This window comes from Clostridium sp. AM29-11AC (assembly GCF_003480545.1).
Classification (GTDB): Bacteria; Bacillota; Clostridia; order Lachnospirales; family Lachnospiraceae; genus Otoolea; species Otoolea saccharolyticum_A.
In genome coordinates, this window is sequence record NZ_QUJI01000006.1 from 1 (window position 1) to 20065 (window position 20065).

General features: G+C 53.6%; 18 protein-coding genes and 1 pseudogene. 4 read left to right on the forward strand and 15 right to left on the reverse strand.

Features of this window, described 5'->3' with window-relative positions; all coding sequences use genetic code 11:
• Positions 1–201 precede the first annotated feature (201 nt).
• Positions 202–969 (reverse strand): LysR family transcriptional regulator, encoded by a 768-nt coding sequence (locus tag DW757_RS06215; RefSeq protein WP_118751290.1) that lies wholly within the window; start codon positions 967–969, stop codon positions 202–204.
• A gap of 228 nt (positions 970–1197) precedes the next feature.
• Between DW757_RS06215 and DW757_RS06220 the strand changes: the two genes are divergently transcribed.
• Together DW757_RS06220 and asnB are read left to right on the forward strand one after the other, a co-directional pair.
• Positions 1198–2604 (forward strand): citrate transporter, encoded by a 1407-nt coding sequence (locus DW757_RS06220; protein ID WP_118751291.1) that lies wholly within the window; start codon positions 1198–1200, stop codon positions 2602–2604.
• A gap of 182 nt (positions 2605–2786) precedes the next feature.
• The gene (asnB, locus tag DW757_RS06225) at positions 2787–4640 is read left to right on the forward strand and encodes an asparagine synthase (glutamine-hydrolyzing) (protein WP_118751292.1); all 1854 of its coding nucleotides are present in this window, start codon (positions 2787–2789) and stop codon (positions 4638–4640) included.
• A 36-nt stretch (positions 4641–4676) separates the two neighbouring features.
• Here the strand turns inward: asnB and DW757_RS06230 are convergent, their stop codons facing one another.
• From DW757_RS06230 to DW757_RS06275, 11 genes are all read right to left on the reverse strand, one after another.
• Positions 4677–5975, reverse strand: a complete 1299-nt coding sequence (locus DW757_RS06230; RefSeq protein ID WP_118751293.1) for a crosslink repair DNA glycosylase YcaQ family protein — start codon at positions 5973–5975, stop codon at positions 4677–4679.
• Positions 5976–6017: 42 nt separating this feature from the next.
• Positions 6018–7250 (reverse strand): peptidase T, encoded by a 1233-nt coding sequence (gene pepT / locus DW757_RS06235; protein WP_118751294.1) that lies wholly within the window; start codon positions 7248–7250, stop codon positions 6018–6020.
• Between the two features lie 33 nt (positions 7251–7283).
• Positions 7284–7844: a Holliday junction resolvase RecU gene (locus DW757_RS06240; RefSeq protein ID WP_182433264.1), complete on the reverse strand. Its 561-nt coding sequence runs from the start codon at positions 7842–7844 to the stop codon at positions 7284–7286.
• A gap of 2 nt (positions 7845–7846) precedes the next feature.
• Entirely contained in the window at positions 7847–8884 is a 1038-nt protein-coding gene (locus DW757_RS06245; RefSeq protein ID WP_118751296.1) for an RluA family pseudouridine synthase, read from the reverse strand.
• Positions 8884–9453, reverse strand: a complete 570-nt coding sequence (locus DW757_RS06250; RefSeq protein WP_008398323.1) for a hypothetical protein — start codon at positions 9451–9453, stop codon at positions 8884–8886. The genes DW757_RS06245 and DW757_RS06250 overlap by 1 nt, the downstream gene beginning before the upstream one ends.
• Positions 9454–9579: 126 nt before the next feature.
• The gene (locus DW757_RS06255) at positions 9580–10425 is read right to left on the reverse strand and encodes an SDR family NAD(P)-dependent oxidoreductase (RefSeq protein ID WP_182433265.1); all 846 of its coding nucleotides are present in this window, start codon (positions 10423–10425) and stop codon (positions 9580–9582) included.
• 68 nt (positions 10426–10493) lie between these two features.
• Entirely contained in the window at positions 10494–12497 is a 2004-nt protein-coding gene (locus tag DW757_RS06260; RefSeq protein ID WP_118751298.1) for a YgiQ family radical SAM protein, read from the reverse strand.
• Between the two features lie 86 nt (positions 12498–12583).
• Complete coding sequence (locus DW757_RS17990; RefSeq protein WP_118751299.1) at positions 12584–14002, reverse strand: pseudouridine synthase; 1419 nt, start codon at positions 14000–14002, stop codon at positions 12584–12586.
• The gene (locus DW757_RS06270; protein ID WP_279221216.1) at positions 14002–15618 is read right to left on the reverse strand and encodes an RsmB/NOP family class I SAM-dependent RNA methyltransferase; all 1617 of its coding nucleotides are present in this window, start codon (positions 15616–15618) and stop codon (positions 14002–14004) included. Before DW757_RS06270 ends, DW757_RS17990 begins: the two co-directional genes overlap by 1 nt.
• A complete protein-coding gene (locus DW757_RS17630) occupies positions 15615–15758 on the reverse strand; it encodes a hypothetical protein (RefSeq protein ID WP_156796984.1) in 144 nt (47 codons plus the stop codon). Before DW757_RS17630 ends, DW757_RS06270 begins: the two co-directional genes overlap by 4 nt.
• Positions 15748–16551 (reverse strand): M23 family metallopeptidase, encoded by an 804-nt coding sequence (locus DW757_RS06275; RefSeq protein WP_118751301.1) that lies wholly within the window; start codon positions 16549–16551, stop codon positions 15748–15750. The genes DW757_RS17630 and DW757_RS06275 overlap by 11 nt, the downstream gene beginning before the upstream one ends.
• 52 nt (positions 16552–16603) lie before the next feature.
• Here DW757_RS06275 and DW757_RS06280 point away from each other — a divergent pair, with 52 nt between their 5' ends.
• Positions 16604–17617, forward strand: a complete 1014-nt coding sequence (locus DW757_RS06280; protein ID WP_118751302.1) for a hypothetical protein — start codon at positions 16604–16606, stop codon at positions 17615–17617.
• Here the strand turns inward: DW757_RS06280 and DW757_RS06285 are convergent.
• The 3 genes and pseudogenes from DW757_RS06285 to rsmD all read right to left on the reverse strand — a co-directional run.
• Positions 17592–18173, reverse strand: coding sequence for a hypothetical protein (locus DW757_RS06285; protein ID WP_008398331.1), 582 nt, complete (start codon positions 18171–18173; stop codon positions 17592–17594). The two genes, DW757_RS06280 and DW757_RS06285, sit on opposite strands and share 26 nt — an antisense overlap.
• A gap of 24 nt (positions 18174–18197) precedes the next feature.
• Positions 18198–18689 (reverse strand): pantetheine-phosphate adenylyltransferase, encoded by a 492-nt coding sequence (gene coaD / locus DW757_RS06290; protein ID WP_008398332.1) that lies wholly within the window; start codon positions 18687–18689, stop codon positions 18198–18200.
• Positions 18690–18711: 22 nt separating this feature from the next.
• Positions 18712–19299 (reverse strand): annotated as a pseudogene (rsmD, locus tag DW757_RS06295) (16S rRNA (guanine(966)-N(2))-methyltransferase RsmD); the annotation flags it as partial.
• Positions 19300–19653: 354 nt separating this feature from the next.
• Between rsmD and DW757_RS06300 the strand changes: the two are divergent.
• Positions 19654–19860, forward strand: a complete 207-nt coding sequence (locus DW757_RS06300; RefSeq protein ID WP_015574163.1) for an alpha/beta-type small acid-soluble spore protein — start codon at positions 19654–19656, stop codon at positions 19858–19860.
• The last annotated feature ends 205 nt before the right edge of the window (positions 19861–20065 follow it).

A 20065-nucleotide genomic window follows, 5' to 3' on the forward strand; every position in this document is an offset into this window, starting at 1 on the left:
ACATCGCTAAAGCTCCTATAGAACCACGCGACTATCGCGTGGTTTTCCTGATACAAAAACGGCCCCGCAAATCAGGCGCTTGCGGGGCCGGAGGTCCTCAGGCTTCTCTGTGACCTATTATCTTGTGGGCAGGAAGGAGGAGCGGGGAGAATTTCATTCTCTGTTTTTGTCTCCGGCAGAAAAACATAAACCGTCCGTTTCTCAGCACACCTCCTGCAGTGCCTTCAGAAACTTTTTGACCAGCTCAGAGGGCTCCGAAGAATAGAGGATGCCAAACGGGATGGCATAATTCCAGTCCACGGAAATCACCTTGAGCAGAGGATGGACATCCCTCCAGTTCTCCACCACCATCAGGACATCATTGCTGTTTTCGCAGCGGTTAAATATGTCAACCGTATAGATGTCAAAATCCACCACGTTGATCTGGGGATGGTTTTTCCAGATATCATCACGCAGTTCATCCACGTAATTGCTCCATCCACGGTGCATCATCAGAAGGTTTTCCCCGTACAGATCCTGGATCGTAAGCCGCTCTTTCCCTGCAAGCCGGTGGCCTGCCGCCACTGCACAGCAGATAGGCTGTCTGGACAGCTCCAGCCCGGAGCACTGACGCAGCCTCAGCATGGTATCATCGAAGATCCCCGCTACCACATCGATATTCGTTCCCAGATTTTTCAGAATTTCCCGGGCATTTTCCTGACTGTTCATGAAGGGGATCAGCTGAAGCTTCAGGCCGGGAATCTTTTCCTGAGCCTGACTCCAGGCTGTCACAATCGGCTGGGCAGGCGTCATGGGGGAAGTCCCGATTCGGAGCACCTGATCCTTTTCCTGCATGGCCTTTTTCGCCCTCTCCAGCAGATTAATCTGCTTGGTTACCGCCGGAGCACTGATATAGAGGGCCTCTGCCGCTTTGTTAAAGCTGCCCAGGTCCGCAACTGTGATAAATGTTTCCAGCTGTGTGTTGTACATACGTCAATCCTCCCCCGCTGATGCCTGGTTTCAGGTCAAATCCTGCTTTGCTGTGAGCTGTTTTTTATCATTATAGCGGTTCTTTGGAGGCTTTTCCAGTATGCATCATTAAAGTTTATGGTTTTTTCATAAACCATCTTTCACCACAGCATGCCTCAGTATTTTCAAACCTTCCGCCCATCCCCTGCATACACTGTTATATAGCCTTACGAACAGGAGATCTGAACTATGCCAGTGACAGCAGCTATCACACCGCTCCACATTCTCTATCTGATCGGAGTGGTTTCAATTCTGGCCGTCATGATACTGCGGCTTGACACACCTATCGTCTGTATCGCCTTTCTCTTTCTCATCGGCTCCATGGGACTTCACTCACTTATGGGAGGGATACAGACTGTATTTAACGCCATTCTCTACGCGTCCAGAGAATTTATGGAGATTATTGCCACCATCGCCCTTGTAACGGCTCTCTCCAAGTCGATGAGCGATCTGGGAAGCGATCGGATTCTCATGGCCCCCATGAAGCGGATCATGAGAAATCCCTCCCTCACCTGGTGGATTCTGGGAATTACCATGTTTCTCTTTTCACTCTTTCTCTGGCCTTCCCCCTCAGTAGCCCTGATCGGCGCCATCATGCTCCCCTTTGCCGTGGGCTCCGGACTTTCTCCCCTGTTTGCGGCTATGGCCATGAATCTCTTTGGGCACGGCTTTGCCCTGAGCTACGACCCGGTAATCCAGGGTGCTCCTGCCGTCTCCGCCTCTTCAGCCGGAATCCCGGCCGCTGATATTCTCACAGAGGGGAGGCCGCTGTTTCTTGTCATGGGAGCTGTCACCGTTATCTCTGCCTATCTGCTGAACAGAAAACAGATTGTGGCAGGCTGGAAGAAAGCAAAGGACCAGACAGAGGAAGGATATCAGATACAGGCTCTTTCACAGACAGATGCAAAAGAGCCCGGCAGCCCCCGCAGAGCCGCGGTGATCCTTGCCTTAGCCGTCCCGTCAGCCTTTCTTGCAGATATTCTTGTCATGCTGGCCTTTCATCTGAGCGGCGGGGACGCCACCAGCATTGTATCCGGGACGGCCGTGCTTCTCATGTGCCTCGGCTCAGTGCTGGGATACGGGAGACGCTCTCTGGAAAAGGTGACCTTTTATCTGACAGAGGGCTTTCTCTTTGCCATACGGATCTTTGCTCCCGTCATTGTAATCGGAGCCTTTTTCTTTCTGGGAGGCAGCGGAATCACTGTGATTCTCGGTGAAGAGTATCAGAGCGGAATCTTAAATGACTGGGCCCTGTGGCTGGCCGGCCATGCCCCTCTCAACCAGTATATGGCCGCAGCTCTTCAGCTTCTCGTCGGAGGCCTCACGGGACTTGACGGCTCCGGCTTTTCCGGTCTTCCTCTGACCGGCGCCCTCGCCCAGACCTTTGGAACAGCCACAGGGGCCTCTGTCCCTGTTTTAGCTGCTCTGGGACAGATCGCTGCGATCTTTGTGGGCGGCGGAACCATCGTCCCCTGGGGCATCATCCCGGTGGCGGCTATCTGCGGGGTAAGTCCGTCGAAGCTGGCAGGGAAAAACCTTCTGCCCGTCTGTCTGGGCTTCCTGGCCGTCTTTGCCGTCTCCTGCTTCCTGCTGTAGCTTCGGCTGCGGCAGCCGATCCGACCAGAAGACATGTGCGGCCTGTTTAAAAACAAAACCGGTCAGAGGAGCAGCCGGAAGATACGGCAGAGTCTTTCCCGTCTGATTCAGCCGTAAACTTTTAAACGATTCAGCTGTAGATTTTTGAATTCAACATATAAAGCAGTCAGGGGGTATATCTCATGTGCGCAATTGCAGGTTTTTATAACCATGAAGCAGATTTTAAAAGAAAAGAAGTCTATTGCCGCTCTGTGCTCGAGGCTATGAACCAGGCTCAGAGGCGGCGGGGTCCCGATGACAGCGGAACCTACCTGGACAGCCACTTTGGCCTGGCTCACGTCAGGCTGCAGATCGTAGATTTAGAGACAGGACACCAGCCGATGATCCGCCCCAAAGGGGAGCATAAGGTGGGAATTGTATACAACGGAGAGCTCTACAATATGCCGGAGCTTCGCTCTGTACTCTCGGACCGGGGCTTTTCCTTTGAGACAAAGAGCGACACGGAGGTTCTTCTTCTGGCCTATCTGGCCTGGGGACCGGAGTTCGTGCGAAAGATCAACGGCATCTTCTCCATAGCCATCATGGACACGGAGATGAACCGCCTCCTTCTCTACCGGGATCGCTCAGGGATTAAGCCCCTCTTTTACACGGAGGCAAACGGCACGGTCTTTTTTGCCTCCGAGCTGAAGGGACTTCTGTGCTGTCCCGGAGTTCACCCCCAGGTGGATCGAAAGGGACTCAATGAAATTTTCAGCATTGGCCCTGCCCGGACAGGCGGCTGCGGCGTCTACAAAAATATCCACGAGGTGCTGCCGGGACATTTCCTGTGCTGCTCACCGGGGGGAAGCCGGCTCCACACCTACTGGAAGCTGAAGGCCAGACCCCATGAGGATTCCTTTGATGAGACAGTAGAGAAAACGTCCTTCCTGATCCAGGATGCCGTAAAGCGTCAGATGGTGGCAGATGTCCCCATCTGCACCTTTCTCTCCGGCGGGGTAGATTCCTCCCTGGTTTCCGCCATCTGCGCCGGGGAGCTGAAAAAGAAAAACCGGAAACTCGTAACTTATTCCTTCGATTTTGCCGGAAACAGAGAGAATTTCCGTTCCAATGCATTTCAGCCCTCCCAGGACCGCCCCTATGTGGAGCAGATGGCAGCCTTCCTTGGATCTGAGCACCACTTTCTGGAATGCTCCACCAAAGAGCAGGCCGATCTTCTCTCAGAGTCAGTAAAAGCCCACGATCTGCCCTGTATGGCCGATGTGGACTCCTCTCTCCTCTACTTCTGTTCTCTGGTAAGCAGGCACCACAAGGTAGCCCTGACCGGAGAATGTGCAGACGAAATTTTCGGCGGGTATCCCTGGTTCCACAGGGAGGATTGCCTGAGTGCAGACACCTTCCCCTGGACCATGGATCTGACGCCCCGGAAAGCCCTCCTTTCTGACAGTTTCCTTCAGGAACTTCAGATGGATGACTATGTAAAGGAGGCCTATGAAGCCTCTCTGGCACAGACGCCGCGCCTGGACGGAGAAACCGGGAAGGATGCCAGAAGGAGGGAAATCTCCTGGCTCAACCTTCAGTGGTTTATGCAGACCCTTTTAAACAGGATGGACCGCACCAGCATGAGGAATGGCCTGGAGGCCAGAGTTCCCTTTGCCGATCACCGGATCATTGAATATCTGTACAACGTGCCGTGGGAGATGAAGGCAAAGGACGGCATCGTAAAGGGTCTTCTGCGGGAGGCCGGGCGCGGACTGCTTCCTGACGAGATTCTGTTCCGGAAAAAGTCCCCCTATCCCAAGACCTACGACCAGGGCTATGAAAAGCTGCTGGCCGGGCGCGTAAGAGAGATTCTCCATGACTCTTCCTCTCCCGTTCTCCTGTTCCTGGACCGTGAGAAGACGGAGCGCTTCCTCACAAGTCCCTCCGACTACGGAAAGCCGTGGTACGGTCAGCTTATGGCAGCGCCTCAGATGATGGCCTATCTGATCCAGATTAACTGCTGGATGAAGGAATACCAGGTGGAGGTGCTTCTTTAAGCTGCCGCGGCAAAGGCAGCCTTCTGAAACCCCTCCTTAAAGCAGGGCGGTGACAGTAAGCCTTCCTATCTCCCACTTGCGGAATGCGGCGTACTCCTCTGCCAGCCTGGAAAGCTCTCTTTCCTCCTCCGGCAAAAGGGCAGAAAAAAGCTCTATGGAAATATCTGCCCTGGACGCCTCCGACTCCTTTCTCCGCCCTCCGGCAGACTGTTTTTTCGTCTTCCAGATTCCGACAATGCGTCCGTCTCTTATGACAGCGCCTGGGTTTGCCACGGTCCTCCATACCCTGGGCCACAGAGCTTTCTCTTCCAGAAGAATCTCCCTGTGGCCTGGATCCAGATAGGGATCGTGGGCCCCCAGAAGCAGAAGATGCCGCGGGGTTAGCAAAGCCTCCCCCTCCTTCCTGCTTGTGCAGGCTTCTTCGCCCTTCAGAAAGCTCTCCCTGTCGGAAGACAGGATATATCCTGTTTTTCCTCCAGCCTGCACCGGCTCCAGAGCGGAGGCTGCCTTCTCAAACAGCCGTTTCGCCTGCCTGGGGGAACAGCCCAGCCATTTGGCAAACTCCTGCACTGTGGAAGGCCCGTAGCAGTGAAAATACTTCTCTGTCAGCCTCTTTTCCGCTTCCGGAAGAACCGCCGCCTCGCTGCCTGTCCAGCGCCTGTAGGAAGTGAAATCCTGGCTGGCCCCTGTGCGCTTGCCAAAAACTGTCAGCCCCAGAAACGAACAGGGCCGGAGCAGAAAGGATACCGCCGCCCCGCCTGCCGTCTGTCTGTCAGGCTGACCGTACATGGAGGGAGAATCCCAGAGGGCCCGCCTGTCAGCAGGCAGCCGCTCCCCGATGAGAGATGCCAGGGTCTGATCCAGTTCTTCCTTCCCCGTCACCGTATGGCTGTCCAGATATGCGGCCGCCTCCCTTACATAGGAAAAGACCTCCTCAAAATCCATATGCAGGAAATCCAGGGCCGCCGAGATCCCTCTGGTGTAAATCCACGGCTCCTCGCCGGGAGCTGCTGCCAGGGGATGAAGAAAAATACCGCTCTCTGAAGCGGGAAATACCACAGGGGCGCCGCGAAAGCTCCACGCCTGCACCAGCGTCTTTTCTTCATACAGCTCATTTCTGAGGGCATCCAGGCTGAGCCCGTCAATGCGGTTAAAAAGCGCCGTCTCCCATGCTCCCGGCGGGGAATTCTGAAGCCCGCAGGCGCCGGCTGCCTCCAAAAGAAAATCCCGTCCTCTCCTGGCATCCAGATGATGGGCTCTGATTCTGTGAGAGCGGATCTGGTCCCCGCTCAGGCTCAGGCAGCCGGACAGCTTTTTATCTCTTTTTTCTGTCATCTCTTTTCTCTATCATCTCTTCTATCTGTCATCTTTTCTCTGTCATCTCTTCTCAAACCGGATCACAATATCCTTGAGGATCTCCACCATAGTGTCGATGGACTGCACCGGGATGAACTCATATTTTCCGTGGAAGTTATAGCCGCCTGTGCAGAGGTTTGGACAGGGCAGACCCATGTAGGACAGGCGCGCGCCGTCCGTGCCGCCGCGGATCGGTGTTACCTGGGGAGCGATGCCGAGGGCCTTCATGGCTTCGCTGGCAATATCAATGAGATAGAGGTTTTCCGGCTCGATTTTTTCCTTCATGTTATAGTAGGAGTCCTTCAGCTTCACCACAACTGTCCCCTCTCCGTATTTCCGGTTCAGGTAAGCGGCAGCCGCCTCAAACAGCTCTTTCTTTTTCTCGAATTTTTCCCTGTCATGGTCACGGATAATGTACTCCATATGGGCGCTCTCCACATCCCCGCTGAACTGGTCCAGATGGAAAAACCCTTCATATCCTTCTGTGTACATGGGATTTTCAAAGACTGGAAGCAGAGACTGGAACTCCATTCCCACTAAAAGGGCATTGATCATGCTTCCCTTGGCGCTTCCCGGATGAACTCCGCGGCCGTTAATCTCCACCTTTCCGGAAGCGGCGTTGAAATTTTCATATTCCAGCTCTCCGATAGGGCCTCCGTCAACTGTGTAGGCCACGTCCGCGCCAAACCCCTCCACGTCAAAAAAGTCTGCTCCGCGGCCTACCTCCTCGTCGGGCGTAAAGCCGATGCAGATTTTCCCGTGGGGGATTTCCGGGTGGGACAGGAAGAATTCAGCCATCTCCATAATCTCAGCCACGCCTGCCTTGTCGTCGGCTCCCAGAAGGGTGGTTCCGTCTGTGACAATCAGATCCTTTCCCACACAGTCAGCCATTCCCGGGAAATCCTTGACCCGCATGACGATCTGCTTTTCCTCGTTCAGGACGATATCTCCTCCTCCGTAGTTCTCTACGATACGCGGCCGCACATCCGTGCCGGACATGGCAGGAGCCGTATCCATATGAGAGATAAAACCCAGGGCCTTTACCGGTTTATCTGTAGTAGCCGGGAGCACTGCGTACACATAGCCGTTTTCGCTCATGCGCACATCAGACGCCCCCATCTCCTCCAGCTCTCTTTTTAACACCTCTGCCAGCACTCTCTGCTTTTCTGTGCTGGGAACCTGCTCCTCATCGTCCTTTGACTGGGTGTCAAAGGATACATAATGTAAAAAACGCTCTGCTGCTCTGCTTATCATGTCTAATGTCCTCCTTATCCTGTTTCGGTTTTATTAAAAGTAACTGTTCTGTTTTTCCTCCGCCTCTCTCCACTCCAGATCCTTTTTCACAGCCTCCAGGTAATGGACAAAGTAATCCCGGTAGCTGCGCACCCGGTACTCCTTGTCCACCTCCTCATAGGTAAAGCTCTTTCGGCCTCCCCTCTCCATCCGCACCCAGAACCGCTCCACATCCCGGAAAGGAATGTAGTACATCTCGTCCATGGCCGTGTAGGATACAAGGATAAAGGCGATTCCTCCCTGTTTCTCAAACTCGCCCATAAACGCCACCTGATGGGGATGGAGATTCTGCAAAGGGAAGGTGGATGCGGCGCACTCCTTGGCGTCAAAGCACACGGGGATGCCCTGGATGGCTCCGATGTAGTCCACGGTACTCTTCTGGTCAAAATAGGCCAGAGTGATGTGACGGCTGGCCTTGTCAATGGTAATAGGGGTGATGGGCGTCGGAATCTTCTGGATCAGAGCCAGCCCCTTCTCCCTGTAGCTGTCGTTCGTCCTGTTGATCCGTTCCTCCAGACTGGAGCCTCTGAGCCCTCTTGTTTTCCATGTTCCCATCCCTATCTGCCCTTTCTGTCCCTGTTTCTGCCGGCACATTTCCAGGCCGCAAGAATTTGTCTGCTGTCCTGATCCGGGAATACCGCCTCTGCCATAGTCAGAAAGGTCTCCGGAAGAGGAGCGGCAAATTTCCTGCCTCTGAGCCGGCATAAGGGTCCGGAGAGCTCCCCGGGCATCACCAGCTCGGCGGCATGGAGAAGCTGCCCTGTCACTCCAAACTGCTCCCTTGCCTTCCTGTTTTCCGCCGGATCTCCATATTTGCTGTCACCCACAATGGGGCAGCCGATGGAGGCCAGGTGAGCGCGGATCTGGTGGGAGCGCCCTGTGATCAGCTTCACTTTCAGAAGCGTGTGGGCGCCGCTTCTCAGCAGAGGAGTATATTCCGTACAGATAGGAAGGCTTCCCTCCCTCTCCTCCTTTGTCACCTCCACCCGGTTTGTCCTCTCATCTTTTAAGAGCCATCCCTCAATCCGGCTGGGCTGTTTCACCTGCCCCTTCACCAGGCACAGGTAATATTTTCCAATGCTTCTGTCCTTGATGATTCTCGACAGCTCCTGAAGCCCCGGGAGGCTCTTTCCGGCAGCCACCAGACCGCTGGTATTGCGGTCCAGGCGGTTGCAGACGGAGGGTCGGAAGCTTTTAAGCTCCTCCTTGGTGAGCTGACCGCTCTCCATGAGGTAGGCAATCAGATATTCCACCAGGGACTCATCCCCGTCCCTGGCCTTCTGGGACAGCATGCCTGCCGGCTTATTAATAAAAATCACATCCTCGTCCTCATAGACAATCTCTAACTTTACCCGGCTGACCTTCTGCACTTTTACCTCGGAAAATTTTTCAATGGTCTCCTCAGAGAGAAACAGGCGGATCTCGTCTCCCTCCAGAAGCCTCTCTGAACCGTCGCATTTCTTTCCGTTCAGAGTAATATTCTTTTTCCTCAGCATCTTGTAGACAAAGCTCTTCCCCGCCAGATTCATATATTTGAACAGCAGCTTGTCCAGGCGCTGCCCCGCCTCGTTTTTCGTCACTGTCACAAGCCTCATTACATGGACAATCCTTTCATTACATTTACCCCATATTCTACGCTTCCGTCGTCCTCGTACTCAGAGGCCGGCTTCAGGCTCTTTGCCCTCTTCTCAAAGGAGGAGAGCTCCTTTGTAATCCGAAAGTTCGGATCCAGGCGATTCGCCTTCAGAATCTCATTCAGGGCTTTTTCTGCCCTGGCGGCGTCTGCTTTCTTGTTGGTGCAGTAGGCATAGATCCCCGTGGGATGGACCAGTATGGCATCCATGGGGAGTATGTCGTCTTTGGTGGTCAGCACCAGATCGTAAAGCACCTGGCATTTGTCCTCAAAGGGCCTCATTCTCTCATAAAAGTCCCTGGCCGGCGTCTTAAACGGCAGCACCGCAACATACGGCGAAGCCAGATTGGCCGCCGGAATCACCGTGATCACCGCCATAACAGTGAGAATATTTTTAAGTGCCGTACTGTCTGTCAGCCATCTGGCGCCCAGCTGGGCCAGAATAAAGGCTGCCAGAATGGCGATTTTAAACAGAAGCCCCCGCTTCATGCTGTTTCTGTATCCGTACTCTCCCTTTTTGATCCGTTTCATCTGTCTGGTTCTCCTGATTTTCTGATCTTGCTTTTTGATCTTCCTGTATTTGAGCTTCCTTTGTTTGATCTTACTTTCCCGCTCTTACTTTTTCTGTTTTTGCTTTTCCATTCCTGCTTTCTGTTCTTACTCTTCTGCTCTTCCATCGGCGGACGAAACACCGTCCCCCTCCCCCGTTTCCTCTGCCGGTTCAGGGGCCGTCACCTTTTGGGGCGACAGGGCCGACATGGCTGCCAGCAGAAGGCTGTGGGGCAGAATCTTGGCGGCAGCAAAAAACAGGTTCATAAGCGGCCCGTAGACGGAAACACTCTTTCCCATTACAGAGTCTCTGATGGCCTTTTTTACCACCCGCCTCGGATCTGCCATGGCAAGGAGCTTGTAGAGCGGCATGGTCCCAGTGGTCTGGGCAATGTCGAAAAATTCCGTCCTCACCGGGCCCGGGCAGACAGCGGTTACATAGATCTGGCGGCCCTTGACCTCCTCGTTGAGGGCCCGGCTGTAGCTGAGCACAAAGGCCTTTGTGGCTGCATAGACGGCAAAGCCCGGCTGCGGCAGAAAGGCTGCCGAGGATGCAAACTGGATAATCCTGCTGTTCTTTTCCATATAGGGGAGAACCAGATGGGTAACGCCTGTGAGAACCTCACAGTTGAGCCTTACCATCCCCGCCTCCTCCTCGAGGGGGACCTCTCCCACACGGCCGATTTTTCCAAAGCCTGCCGCATTTACAAGAAACTTTACCCTGGGCTGTTCTGTCTGAAGGGCCTTTGAAAGGCGGGATAACTGCCTGCTGTCTGTCAGATCCATCTCAAATATCCTGGAGGGAACAGGAAGCTGCCGTTTCAGCTCCTTCAGACGTTCCTCTCTTCTGGCAATCAGCCAGATACTGTCAAGGCCTGCAAACCGATCGGCCAGCTGAATGGCTGCCTCCCTCCCCATTCCGGAAGAAGCTCCTGTCACGATTGCAATCTTCATGTTCTGTGCCTCCTTTTCTTTTCCATCCGCCGCCCGGAACCGGCCTGGCCGGTTTCCCGTTCGTCTCATCAGACGTGCTTTTTGTGGACATTCCGAATGGTCTTTTTCTTTTTCGGCGCCTGCGCTCCGTTTCCCTTTCTTCCTGCTGTGCCAGAGCCTCCAAAAGATTCCTGTCTGGTTCCTCCTGGCTTCATAGTGCGCCCGCGGCTGCCTGAGCCTGAACCTGCGCTGTGGGCGGCGTGGCCAGAGCCGGAGCGGTAAAAGCTCTCCCCTGTCCTTCTCGGACGGATCAGACATTTTTTATCAAAGCCGATCAGATCGGTTCTTCCTGCCTTCTTTAAAGCCTCCTCCACCAGATCATAGTTTTTGGGATTTCTGTACTGGATCAGAGCTCTCTGCATGGCCTTCTCATGAGGATTGGTGGGCACGTACACCGGTGTCAGAGTCTTTGGATCCAGACCTGTGTAATACATGCAGGTGGAGATGGTGGACGGTGTCGGATAGAAATCCTGTACCTGCTCAGGCATGTAGCCCAGATCCCTGAGATACTCCGCCAGCTCTATGGCTTCCTTAAGGGTAGAGCCGGGGTGGGAGCTCATCAGGTAGGGAACCAGATACTGCTTCAGTCCCAGACGCTCATTCATCTGCCTGTATTCCTTCATAAACTGGCGGTAAACGCTGTTTTCCGGCTTGCCCATCCGCCTCAGGACGTTGTCGGCCACGTGCTCCGGCGCCACCTTCAGCTGGCCGCTGACATGGTACTGGCACAGCTCCTTTAAAAACTCTCTGCTTGGATCGGCAAGCAGGTAATCAAAGCGGATTCCGGAACGGATAAACACCTTTTTTACCCTGGGAATGTCCCTGAGCTTTCTGAGCAGGGCGATATAGTCCCTGTGATCCGCCCTCAGATTCCGGCAGGGCTTCGGAAACAGGCACTGCCGTTCCGGGCAGACTCCGGCCGTCATCTGCTTTTCGCAGGCAGGAAAACGGAAATTTGCCGTAGGGCCGCCCACATCGTGAATATATCCCTTAAAATCCGGTTCCTCCGTCAAAAGCTTTGCCTCCTCCACGATGGACTCATGGCTTCTGGTCTGGACAATTCTTCCCTGGTGGAAGGTCAGAGCGCAGAAGTTGCAGCCGCCAAAGCAGCCTCTGTTGCTGATCAGGCTGAATTTCACCTCCGTGATAGCCGGAACTCCGCCTGCCGCCTCGTAGGAGGGGTGATAGCTTCTCATATAGGGAAGGGCATATACATCGTCCATCTCCTCCTGTGTCAGCGGCTTGGAAGCCGGATTCTGGATGACGAACAGCTTTTCCCCGTAAGGCTCCACCAGCCGTTTTCCCACGAAGGGATCCGTGTTGCAGTACTGAGTATAGAAGCTCCTCGCATACTCCCGCTTGTCCTCCTTCATCTCCTGATAGGAGGGCAGGCGTATCTCATCATAGACGGAATCCAGATTGTCTGCCCTGTAGACGGTTCCGTCGATAAAGGTAATGTCCTTTACGTCTATTCCGCTGTTTAACGCATCTGCAATCTCCACAATGGATCGCTCTCCCATCCCGTAAGAGATCAGATCTGCCTGGGAATCCAGCAGGATCGAGCGCTTCAGCCTGTCCGACCAGTAGTCATAGTGAGCAAGCCTCCGAAGGCTTGCCTCGATGCCTCCGATGATGATGGGCTTATCCTTGTAAACAGAGCGGATCAGGTTGCCGTATACGATGGTTGCGTAGTCAGGCCTCTTTCCCATTTCCCCGCCGGGTGTATAGGAATCCTTTGCCCGGCGCTTTTTGGAAACAGAATAATGGTTTACCATGGAATCCATATTTCCGCCGGAAATCAGGAAGCCTAACCTCGGCTCTCCAAGCACCGTAATGCTCTCCGGCTTTTTCCAGTCCGGCTGTGGGATGATTCCCACCCGGTAGCCGTGGGATTCCAGCACTCGGCTGATAATCGCATGGCCGAAGGAAGGGTGATCCACATAGGCATCGCCTGTCACATAGACAAAATCACACTGATCCCAGCCTCTCTTCTCCATATCCTCTCTGCATATGGGTAAATAATCATGTATCATAAACTCTCTGCCTTTCCTCCGTCTGTATTTTCACTCTCCGGAAGCTTTGCCGGCGTTTCCTGTCCCGCCCAGCAGCCGGCTGCCTGTTAAAGAAGAGCCAGGTAGCCGTCAATATAGCCGTCGGCCAGCCTTCTCTTTTCCTGTTCCATTCCCTTTGAGAAATCATCCTCCACGGCGAAAACGGTCATGCCGGCCCGCTTTCCGGAAAGAATTCCCGCCGGCACATCCTCAAAGACTGCGCACTCCTCCGGTTTTACAGAAAGCCGGCGGGCCGCCTCCAGGTAGATGTCCGGGGACGGCTTTCCGGCCGCCACCTCGCAGCCCGTAATCACACAGGAGAAAAAGTCCCGGATCTTTAACGCGCTTAACACGGCGTCCACCATCTCCCTGCCATTGCTGGTGCAGATGGCCATTTTAATGTCTCTTTCTGCCGCCTTCTCAAGAAACCGGCGGACTCCCGGCTTTAGCGGCACTTCTGTCCTGTATTTTTCTATAGACATGGCCGTCCAGTCCGCCTTAATCTGCTCCAGGGAATCCGGCAGGGAAAACCGTTCCTTAAAGTAGACGGCCGTCTCCGTAAAGCTCATCCCCTCGATGGCTTTCTGCAGATCCTTCGGACAGGGAATCCCGAATTTTCCCAGATATTCGATATCAATGGCTCCCCACATCCACATGGAGTCCACCAGCGTTCCGTCCAGGTCAAAGAGATAGGCCCTTTTTCCGGAGAGAAGCCCTCTCTCATCCCCGGAGTCTCCTTCCCCCTGAAGCTTTGAAATCTCCTCCTCAGTCAGCCTGCGATAAGCTCCCGGAGCCAGACTCTCATCCAGTCTCAGTCTTCCCATGGACAGCCGCTTCAGATAGACTACGCGGCAGCCCACCGCCTCAAACATGCGCTTGACCTGATGGAATTTTCCCTCGTGAATGGTCAGCTCGATCTCGGAAAGGCTGCTGCCTGCTTTCCCATCATCCTCAGCAGTCCCTGATGCCTTCTGTATCACCAGCCTTGCAGGCAGGGTCCTTGTTCCGTCCTCCAGCGTGAGCCCCTCTTTAAACTGCTCGATTGCGTTCTCTGGAAGTCTCCCCTCTACCCTTGCAAAATATGTCTTGTCCACATGCTTTTTGGGCGAGAGAAGGCGGTGGGCCAGCTTCCCGTCATTGGTAATCAACAGAAGGCCCTCTGTGTCTATATCCAGTCTTCCCACAGGAAAGAGGTCTCTCCTCTTTGCATCCTCAATCAGGCTCACCACGGTCTTATGGCGGCCGTCCTCTGTGGCCGACACCACGCCGGCCGGCTTGTTGAGCATAAAATATTCATAGGCGGCGTAGCCCACCTGCGTTCCGTCCAGGGACACCTCACTTGCAGAAGGCTGAATCTTTCTCTCCGCTTCCCGGCAGATTTCTCCATCCAAGCTCACTCTTCCGCTTTTTATCATTTTCTTGACCTCGCTCCGGCTTCCCTTTTTCATCTCTACCAGATAGCGATCCAGGCGCATGGCCTTCTCCATCACTGCCACCTCCATCCGGGGTAATACTTATTTTTCAGGTTCAGACCTGCTTTTTTAGCCCAGCCCAGGGGGAACCCGTCTGTGCACACGAGAACCCAGGAGCCGTCCGGCCAGGAGGCTTCCTCCTCCCTCAGAGCCACCGTTTCTCCCTTCAGATACCGGATAACCCGCTCATCCTCTGCCTGGAAATCTGCAGTAAAGGGATATTCCTCTTTTCTGAGAGCCATGGCGAGGGCCTGGGACGGTTCAAAGCGTCCCCGCTTCAGTTCTCCCAGCAAAAGCCCGGTGCGAAGAAAACGGATCCCCTTTCCGGCGCCCTTCATATCCTGGAAATCCGGTGGAAGACAGTAAAGTTTCCCGTTTTTCTCCTCCACCTGTCCCGGCAGGCCATCTGTGCCGCCTCGTCTCAGATTCAGGCAGCTCAGAAAAGCCATAGCCTCGTCAGGAAGCTTCAAGGAAGTCCCTGACTGCGCTGTCCTGTCTTTCCTCCGGGGGCGCTCCCCGGAGCCGGCCCGCTGTAGAAGAGCCGCAAAATGTCCCTCCCCCTCTATCCGGTGGGGAAACAGGCGCACACACTCCGGCATCCCTATCCCTTCTGCAAATCCGTGCCTGTGGGGCAGACTGCAAAGGCTCATATCTGGATGTCTGTCTAATATATACCGAATTATTCCCTCATTTTCCTCCCGGTCAAAGGTACAGGTGGAATAGAGCAGATAGCCGCCCGGCCGCAGCATCTTTACAGCCTCCTCCATGATTGCCCTTTGAATCGGCACATAGTCCTCCGGGCCCCGCTCCCTGTAGCTCTTTATCATATCCGGTTCCCTGCGGAACATTCCCTCGCCGGAGCAGGGCGCGTCCACCAGAATGCAGTCAAAAAATTCCGGCAGAAACTCTGAGAGCTTTTCCGGCGCCTCACTGGACACACAGATGTTTGGAATCCCGGCCATCTCCAGGTTTTTCAGGAGAGCCTTTGCCCTGGTATTACTGATGTCATTGGAAAAAAGCAGTCCCTCTCCCCTTAACCTGGCGCCCAGCTCTGTACTTTTTCCGCCTGGGGCGGCGCAGATGTCAAGTACCCGGTCCCCCGGCTTAACTGGAAGCAGATTGGCGGGAGTCATAGCGCTTGGCTCCTGCAGATAGTAGAGTCCTGCGTAATAGTAGGGATGTCTGGACGGCCGGCCTGAGCCTTCATCTGAAGCGTTGTAGTAAAAACCGTTTTCAATCCATGGAACCGGCTCTGTCTGAAAGGGCGAGAGGCGGTTCCAGTCCTCTGCCGAGAGCTTCATGGTATTGACCCGAAGCCCGTTGTGGCAGGGCTTTTCAAAGCTTTCCAGATACGCCTCGTACTCCTTCCCCAGAAGTTTTCTCATCTTTTCCCTGAAATCCTCAGGGAGAAGCTCTGCACGGCAGCCCGGGGCGTTTTCCGTCCGGATTTCTGTTTCTGCGCTGTCCCCGGTCTCCGGCCTGACTCCTCCCAGACTGCCTTGTGCCAGTCTGCTTTCCTCTGATCGGCTTTCTTTCAGTCCCTTTTCTTTCAGTCCCTTTGCTTCCAGGCTGCCCTTCTTTCCCTTTTTTCTGCTGCCCTTTTTCCTGCTGTCCTTCATCCTGTTTTTCATTCCATCCTTCCGTCTGCTCTCAGACTCATTTCTGTATTTCTGTTTGCTTTCTGCCTGTATTTCTGTTTGCTTTCCGTCTGTATCTCTCCCGGACAAAAGCCGCTTCCGGACACGGCCAGTTCCAAAATCTCAGTATTCACAGGAAATCCGCCTTTTTTCAAGATACCTGAGAATCCAGTAGGGATTTACGCTCAGCTCCTCATAGTGGGCTGTCCTGATATAAATTCCCACATGAAGGTGAACCGGGAATTGCCCCACCGTATTTTCTTCCTTTCCATAGCCGGAATCTCCCATGAAGCCTAAAAGCTGCCCGGCTTTCACCGTATCTCCCTCCTGCCATTTGCTGCTGTAGGAATACAGGTGGGCATAGTAGAGGTAGGCGCCCGACTCTGTCCGGATCCCGATTCGCCACCCTCCCTGCTCCAGCCAGCCGACCTTCTCAACGGTTCCGCTGCTCATGCTGACAACAGGGTAAAATCCCCGCTCCCCCTGTCCGCCCATGATATCACAGCCCTCGTGGCCCCGCTCCCCGCCGTAGGTGCGGGGCTGCTGCCAGCCGTCCTCGTAGGTCACATCCGGCGTTTCCGGATCTGTGCTCTCGGGGATTGGGAAATAGACCAGATCGGAAAATACCGTCCGGTACGCCTCAGAAAGCTCCCTGTACTCCGCCGGCTTTCCGGCGAGAAGTTTCTTATTATCATAAGACAGATCCTCACATTCTGTCAAATCGTAATCGTGCTTCACCATCAGAGCAGCCGTCTGATCCGGATCCAGCCATTCCAGGCCGGCCATGGCAGGCCCAAGCCTCATGGCGCGAAACTCCGCAGACTCACTGACATTGGGCTCCAGCCGGGACAGCAAGGCGGCTTCCTCCAGGGAGTGAACAGCCGTCATATTAAAGACCGCCAGAAGCAGAATAAAAATCAAGATCATAACAGAACCTTTTTCCTACATATAGTGTATAAACAATCATATTCGGTCTGCCATGAAAAAATCCATTCTCCGGCTTTTTGCCGTCAGCACTCTGTTTCTTCTGCTCCTGAACCCTTCCCTGTCCCTGGAGGGGGCGAAAAACGGCCTCCTTTTGTGGTTCAACACGGTTCTTCCCACGCTTCTTCCCTTCATGCTCTGCTCCAATGCCATCGTGGTGTCCGGAGCTGTGCCTGTGCTGACCGCTCCCTTTTTTCCGGTTCTCTCCCGCCTGGGGCTGTCCAGGCAGGGAAGCTATGCCCTTCTTTCCGGCCTTCTGTGCGGCTATCCCATGGGGCCCAAAACCACGGCAGATCTGCTCCAAAGCCGAAGCATCTCTCTTTCGGAGGCAAAGCTTCTCCTAGCCGTCTCCGCCTGGCCCAGCCCCATGTTCCTGTCAGGGTATCTGCGGTCTTTTTTAGAGCCGTCTGTCTCCTTCCCCTTGGTGCTGGCATCAGTCTATCTGCCTCTTCTGCCCCTGTCTCTGGCAGCAGGCCGTCTCTATGGGGTTCGCAAAGCCTCAAAAATCTCAGAGAGGAGCTCCTGCCAAAAAGCTGACAGGGGTCTCTTGCGCCCATCAGAACCCCTTTCACCGGCAGCCGGTTTTCCCGGCGACTCTGAGCGGTCGGAGGATACGCCCTCCTTTGACGGGCTGATGATGAACTGCCTGGAAATTATGGCAAAAATCGGGGTGTACCTGATGATCTTTTCTATCCTGGCCGTCTTTCTCGGCCATTTTTCCCCTCCGGGAAGCTTCCTTGGTCCCTGTCTTCTGGGGGCTGTGGAGATGACCACGGGAATCCGGGAGATCGCAGCCTCCATGACAGGCGTTCCGGCTGCTGCCGCCATGCTGGGCTCGGCTGTGTTCGGCGGCCTCTCCGGCATCTTTCAGGTTTCTGCCGTCATAGGGCCCCGAAAGCCCCATATCGAAAAAAATGCCGGACTCTCCATCCGGCATTATGTACTGTGGAAGCTCGCTCACCTCGTCCTGTCCACGGCTCTGTTTATTCTGCTGTCATCTCCTGGTTAGGCACCTCCGGCTGCTGTACCAGGCTTCCGGCCAGCTCATTGCGGTTTGAGGAGACAATGTCATAGCTGGACTGAAGGGAGGATGCAAAGGAATCAAAGCGGCTCTGGGCCTCATCCATGGAATGTTTGATAATCGTCTGGAGGCTTCTCAGCATATCATCCGTATACTGCACAGCTCCCTGGCGGATGCCGTTTGCCTCTCCCACTGCATTGTCCACAATGGCCTGGGCCTGAGCCTGGGCATTCTGAATAATCCCCTCCGCCTCAGCGTAGGCTCTCTGCATAATCTCGTGCTCATTGACCAGTTCATTCGTCTGAGCGGTAGCTTTGGCCACCATGGCGTCAGCCTGAGAGCGGGCTTCCTGAAGAATCGCATCCTGGTTGCTGATAATCTTCTGATACTTTTTAATCTCCTCCGGGATACGAAGACGAAGCTCTACCAGAAGCTCCTCGATCTCCTCCTTATTTACAAGAATCTTCGTATTGGACAGAGGCTGGAATTTGCAGCTCTCAATATATTCTTCAATTTCGTTGATAATCTGTTCAATTCTGCTCATAGCACTCAATCTCCTTTACCCTTCTTACCGTTTCTGAATGACAGAACACTTTTTCTGCACTTCCCTCTCTACCGCCGGATCCAGAAATGCCGAGATATCTCCTCCATACATGGCGACCTCCTTGGCAATACTGGAACTTAAGTATGCGTATTTCAGGTTTGTAGTCAGAAACAGTGTGTCAATTTCCGGGGCGATCACGCGGTTCATCTGCGCCATCTGAAGCTCATACTCAAAATCTGTAACCGCACGCAGGCCTCTGACAATCACCTGCGCCTGATTTTCCCGTGCAAAGTCGATCAAAAGTCCGTCAAATGACTTAATCTCCACATTCGGAAGCTCCTTTGTCACGTCTTTTAACATCTTAACACGTTCTTCCACAGAAAACAATGGAGATTTTGCACTATTATTGAGAACCCCCACGATCAGTCTGTCGAAAATCTGGGAAGAGCGCTCAATAATGTCATAATGCCCCAGAGTTACCGGATCGAAGCTGCCCGGATATATGGCTGTTTTCATATACTGTTTTCTCCTTTAGTATTCAAGAATCCCCCAACCGCCTGGCAGGAGTAATAAATAAATGCTTGTTCGTCTTGTATTCCTTTACGCGGCTGATGCAAAATCCCAGAGACGGAATGTAGGATGTGTCCGTTTCCCTGGACGCCTCTGCAATGATCAGCGTATTCTCCTTTATAAGCGGTGAGCCTGACAGGCGTTCCAACACCTGTTTCTCGTAAAGGTGATTGTAGGGCGGATCCATGAAGATAAAATCAAAGGACATCCCTCTCTCCTCCAGACGGTTCAGAGCAGTCTGCACATCGCAGTTCATCACCATCGCCCTGTCCTCCAGATGGGTTGTCTTTAAATTGCTGCGGATCACCTCCACAGCCTTCGGGCTGTTCTCAACAAACACTGCCAGCTCGCCGCCCCGGCTCAGGGCTTCGATGCCGATTCCCCCGCTTCCGGAAAAAAGGTCGAGAAAACGGCAGTGGTACAGCTCATCCTGAATCATATTAAACAAGGTTTCCTTTATCCGGTCTGTGGTGGGTCTGGTGTCCATCCCTTCCGGTGCCTTTAAAAGCAGCCTTCTCGCGCTGCCTGCTATTACTCTCATATCTTTGTCCTGCTGTTCTTTTTTGACAAAAGGCTTCCTGCCTGTTCGTCAAAGCATATTATAGTATGTAATTCTATTATATACAAGCCAAAATTTTACGAACAGGCTATGTTTTTGGCTGTTGCAGCGTCCGAAGGCGTCGTTTTTTGCAGTTTCGGGAAGGTTCTGTTTCATTTCTTCATCTAATGAAAAAATATTTGCGCGTTCTTCTGCCGAACTCAGGCAGACACTGGAAATCTGCACAAAAGATGCCAGTGTATTATTGCGTTTTAAACACATAATAGGAGTGTAGCATAAAAAACAGCCCATGAAGACAAGACAAAATGAAATAGAGCATGGGCAAAAGTCAGATGAAAAGGAGGGTTTGTTATGTCTACAAATAACAACACAATGAATGTACCAGAGGCTAAGGAAGCAATGAACAGATTCAAGATGGAGGTTGCCAATGAGCTTGGTGTTCCGTTAAACAGCAACGGATACAACGGCAACTTAACTTCTGCTCAGAACGGTTCTGTAGGCGGATATATGGTTAAGAAGATGATCGAGGCTCAGGAAAGACAGATGGCCGGCAAATAAGCTGTTTCAGACACAGCCCACACAGCTTCAGAGTACCTTGCATGACAGAGAGTGAAAGCTCTTTTCTGTAGGGCCACAGAGGCAAACGAAAAAGGAACTGCGGACAGAGACAATTCCTCTGGCCCAGTTCCTTTTTTACTGTTTATTCTGGCGTCCTGCCATGTTTCCTCCCCACCATGGAGCGCAGGCCGGAGCTGATGGAGGG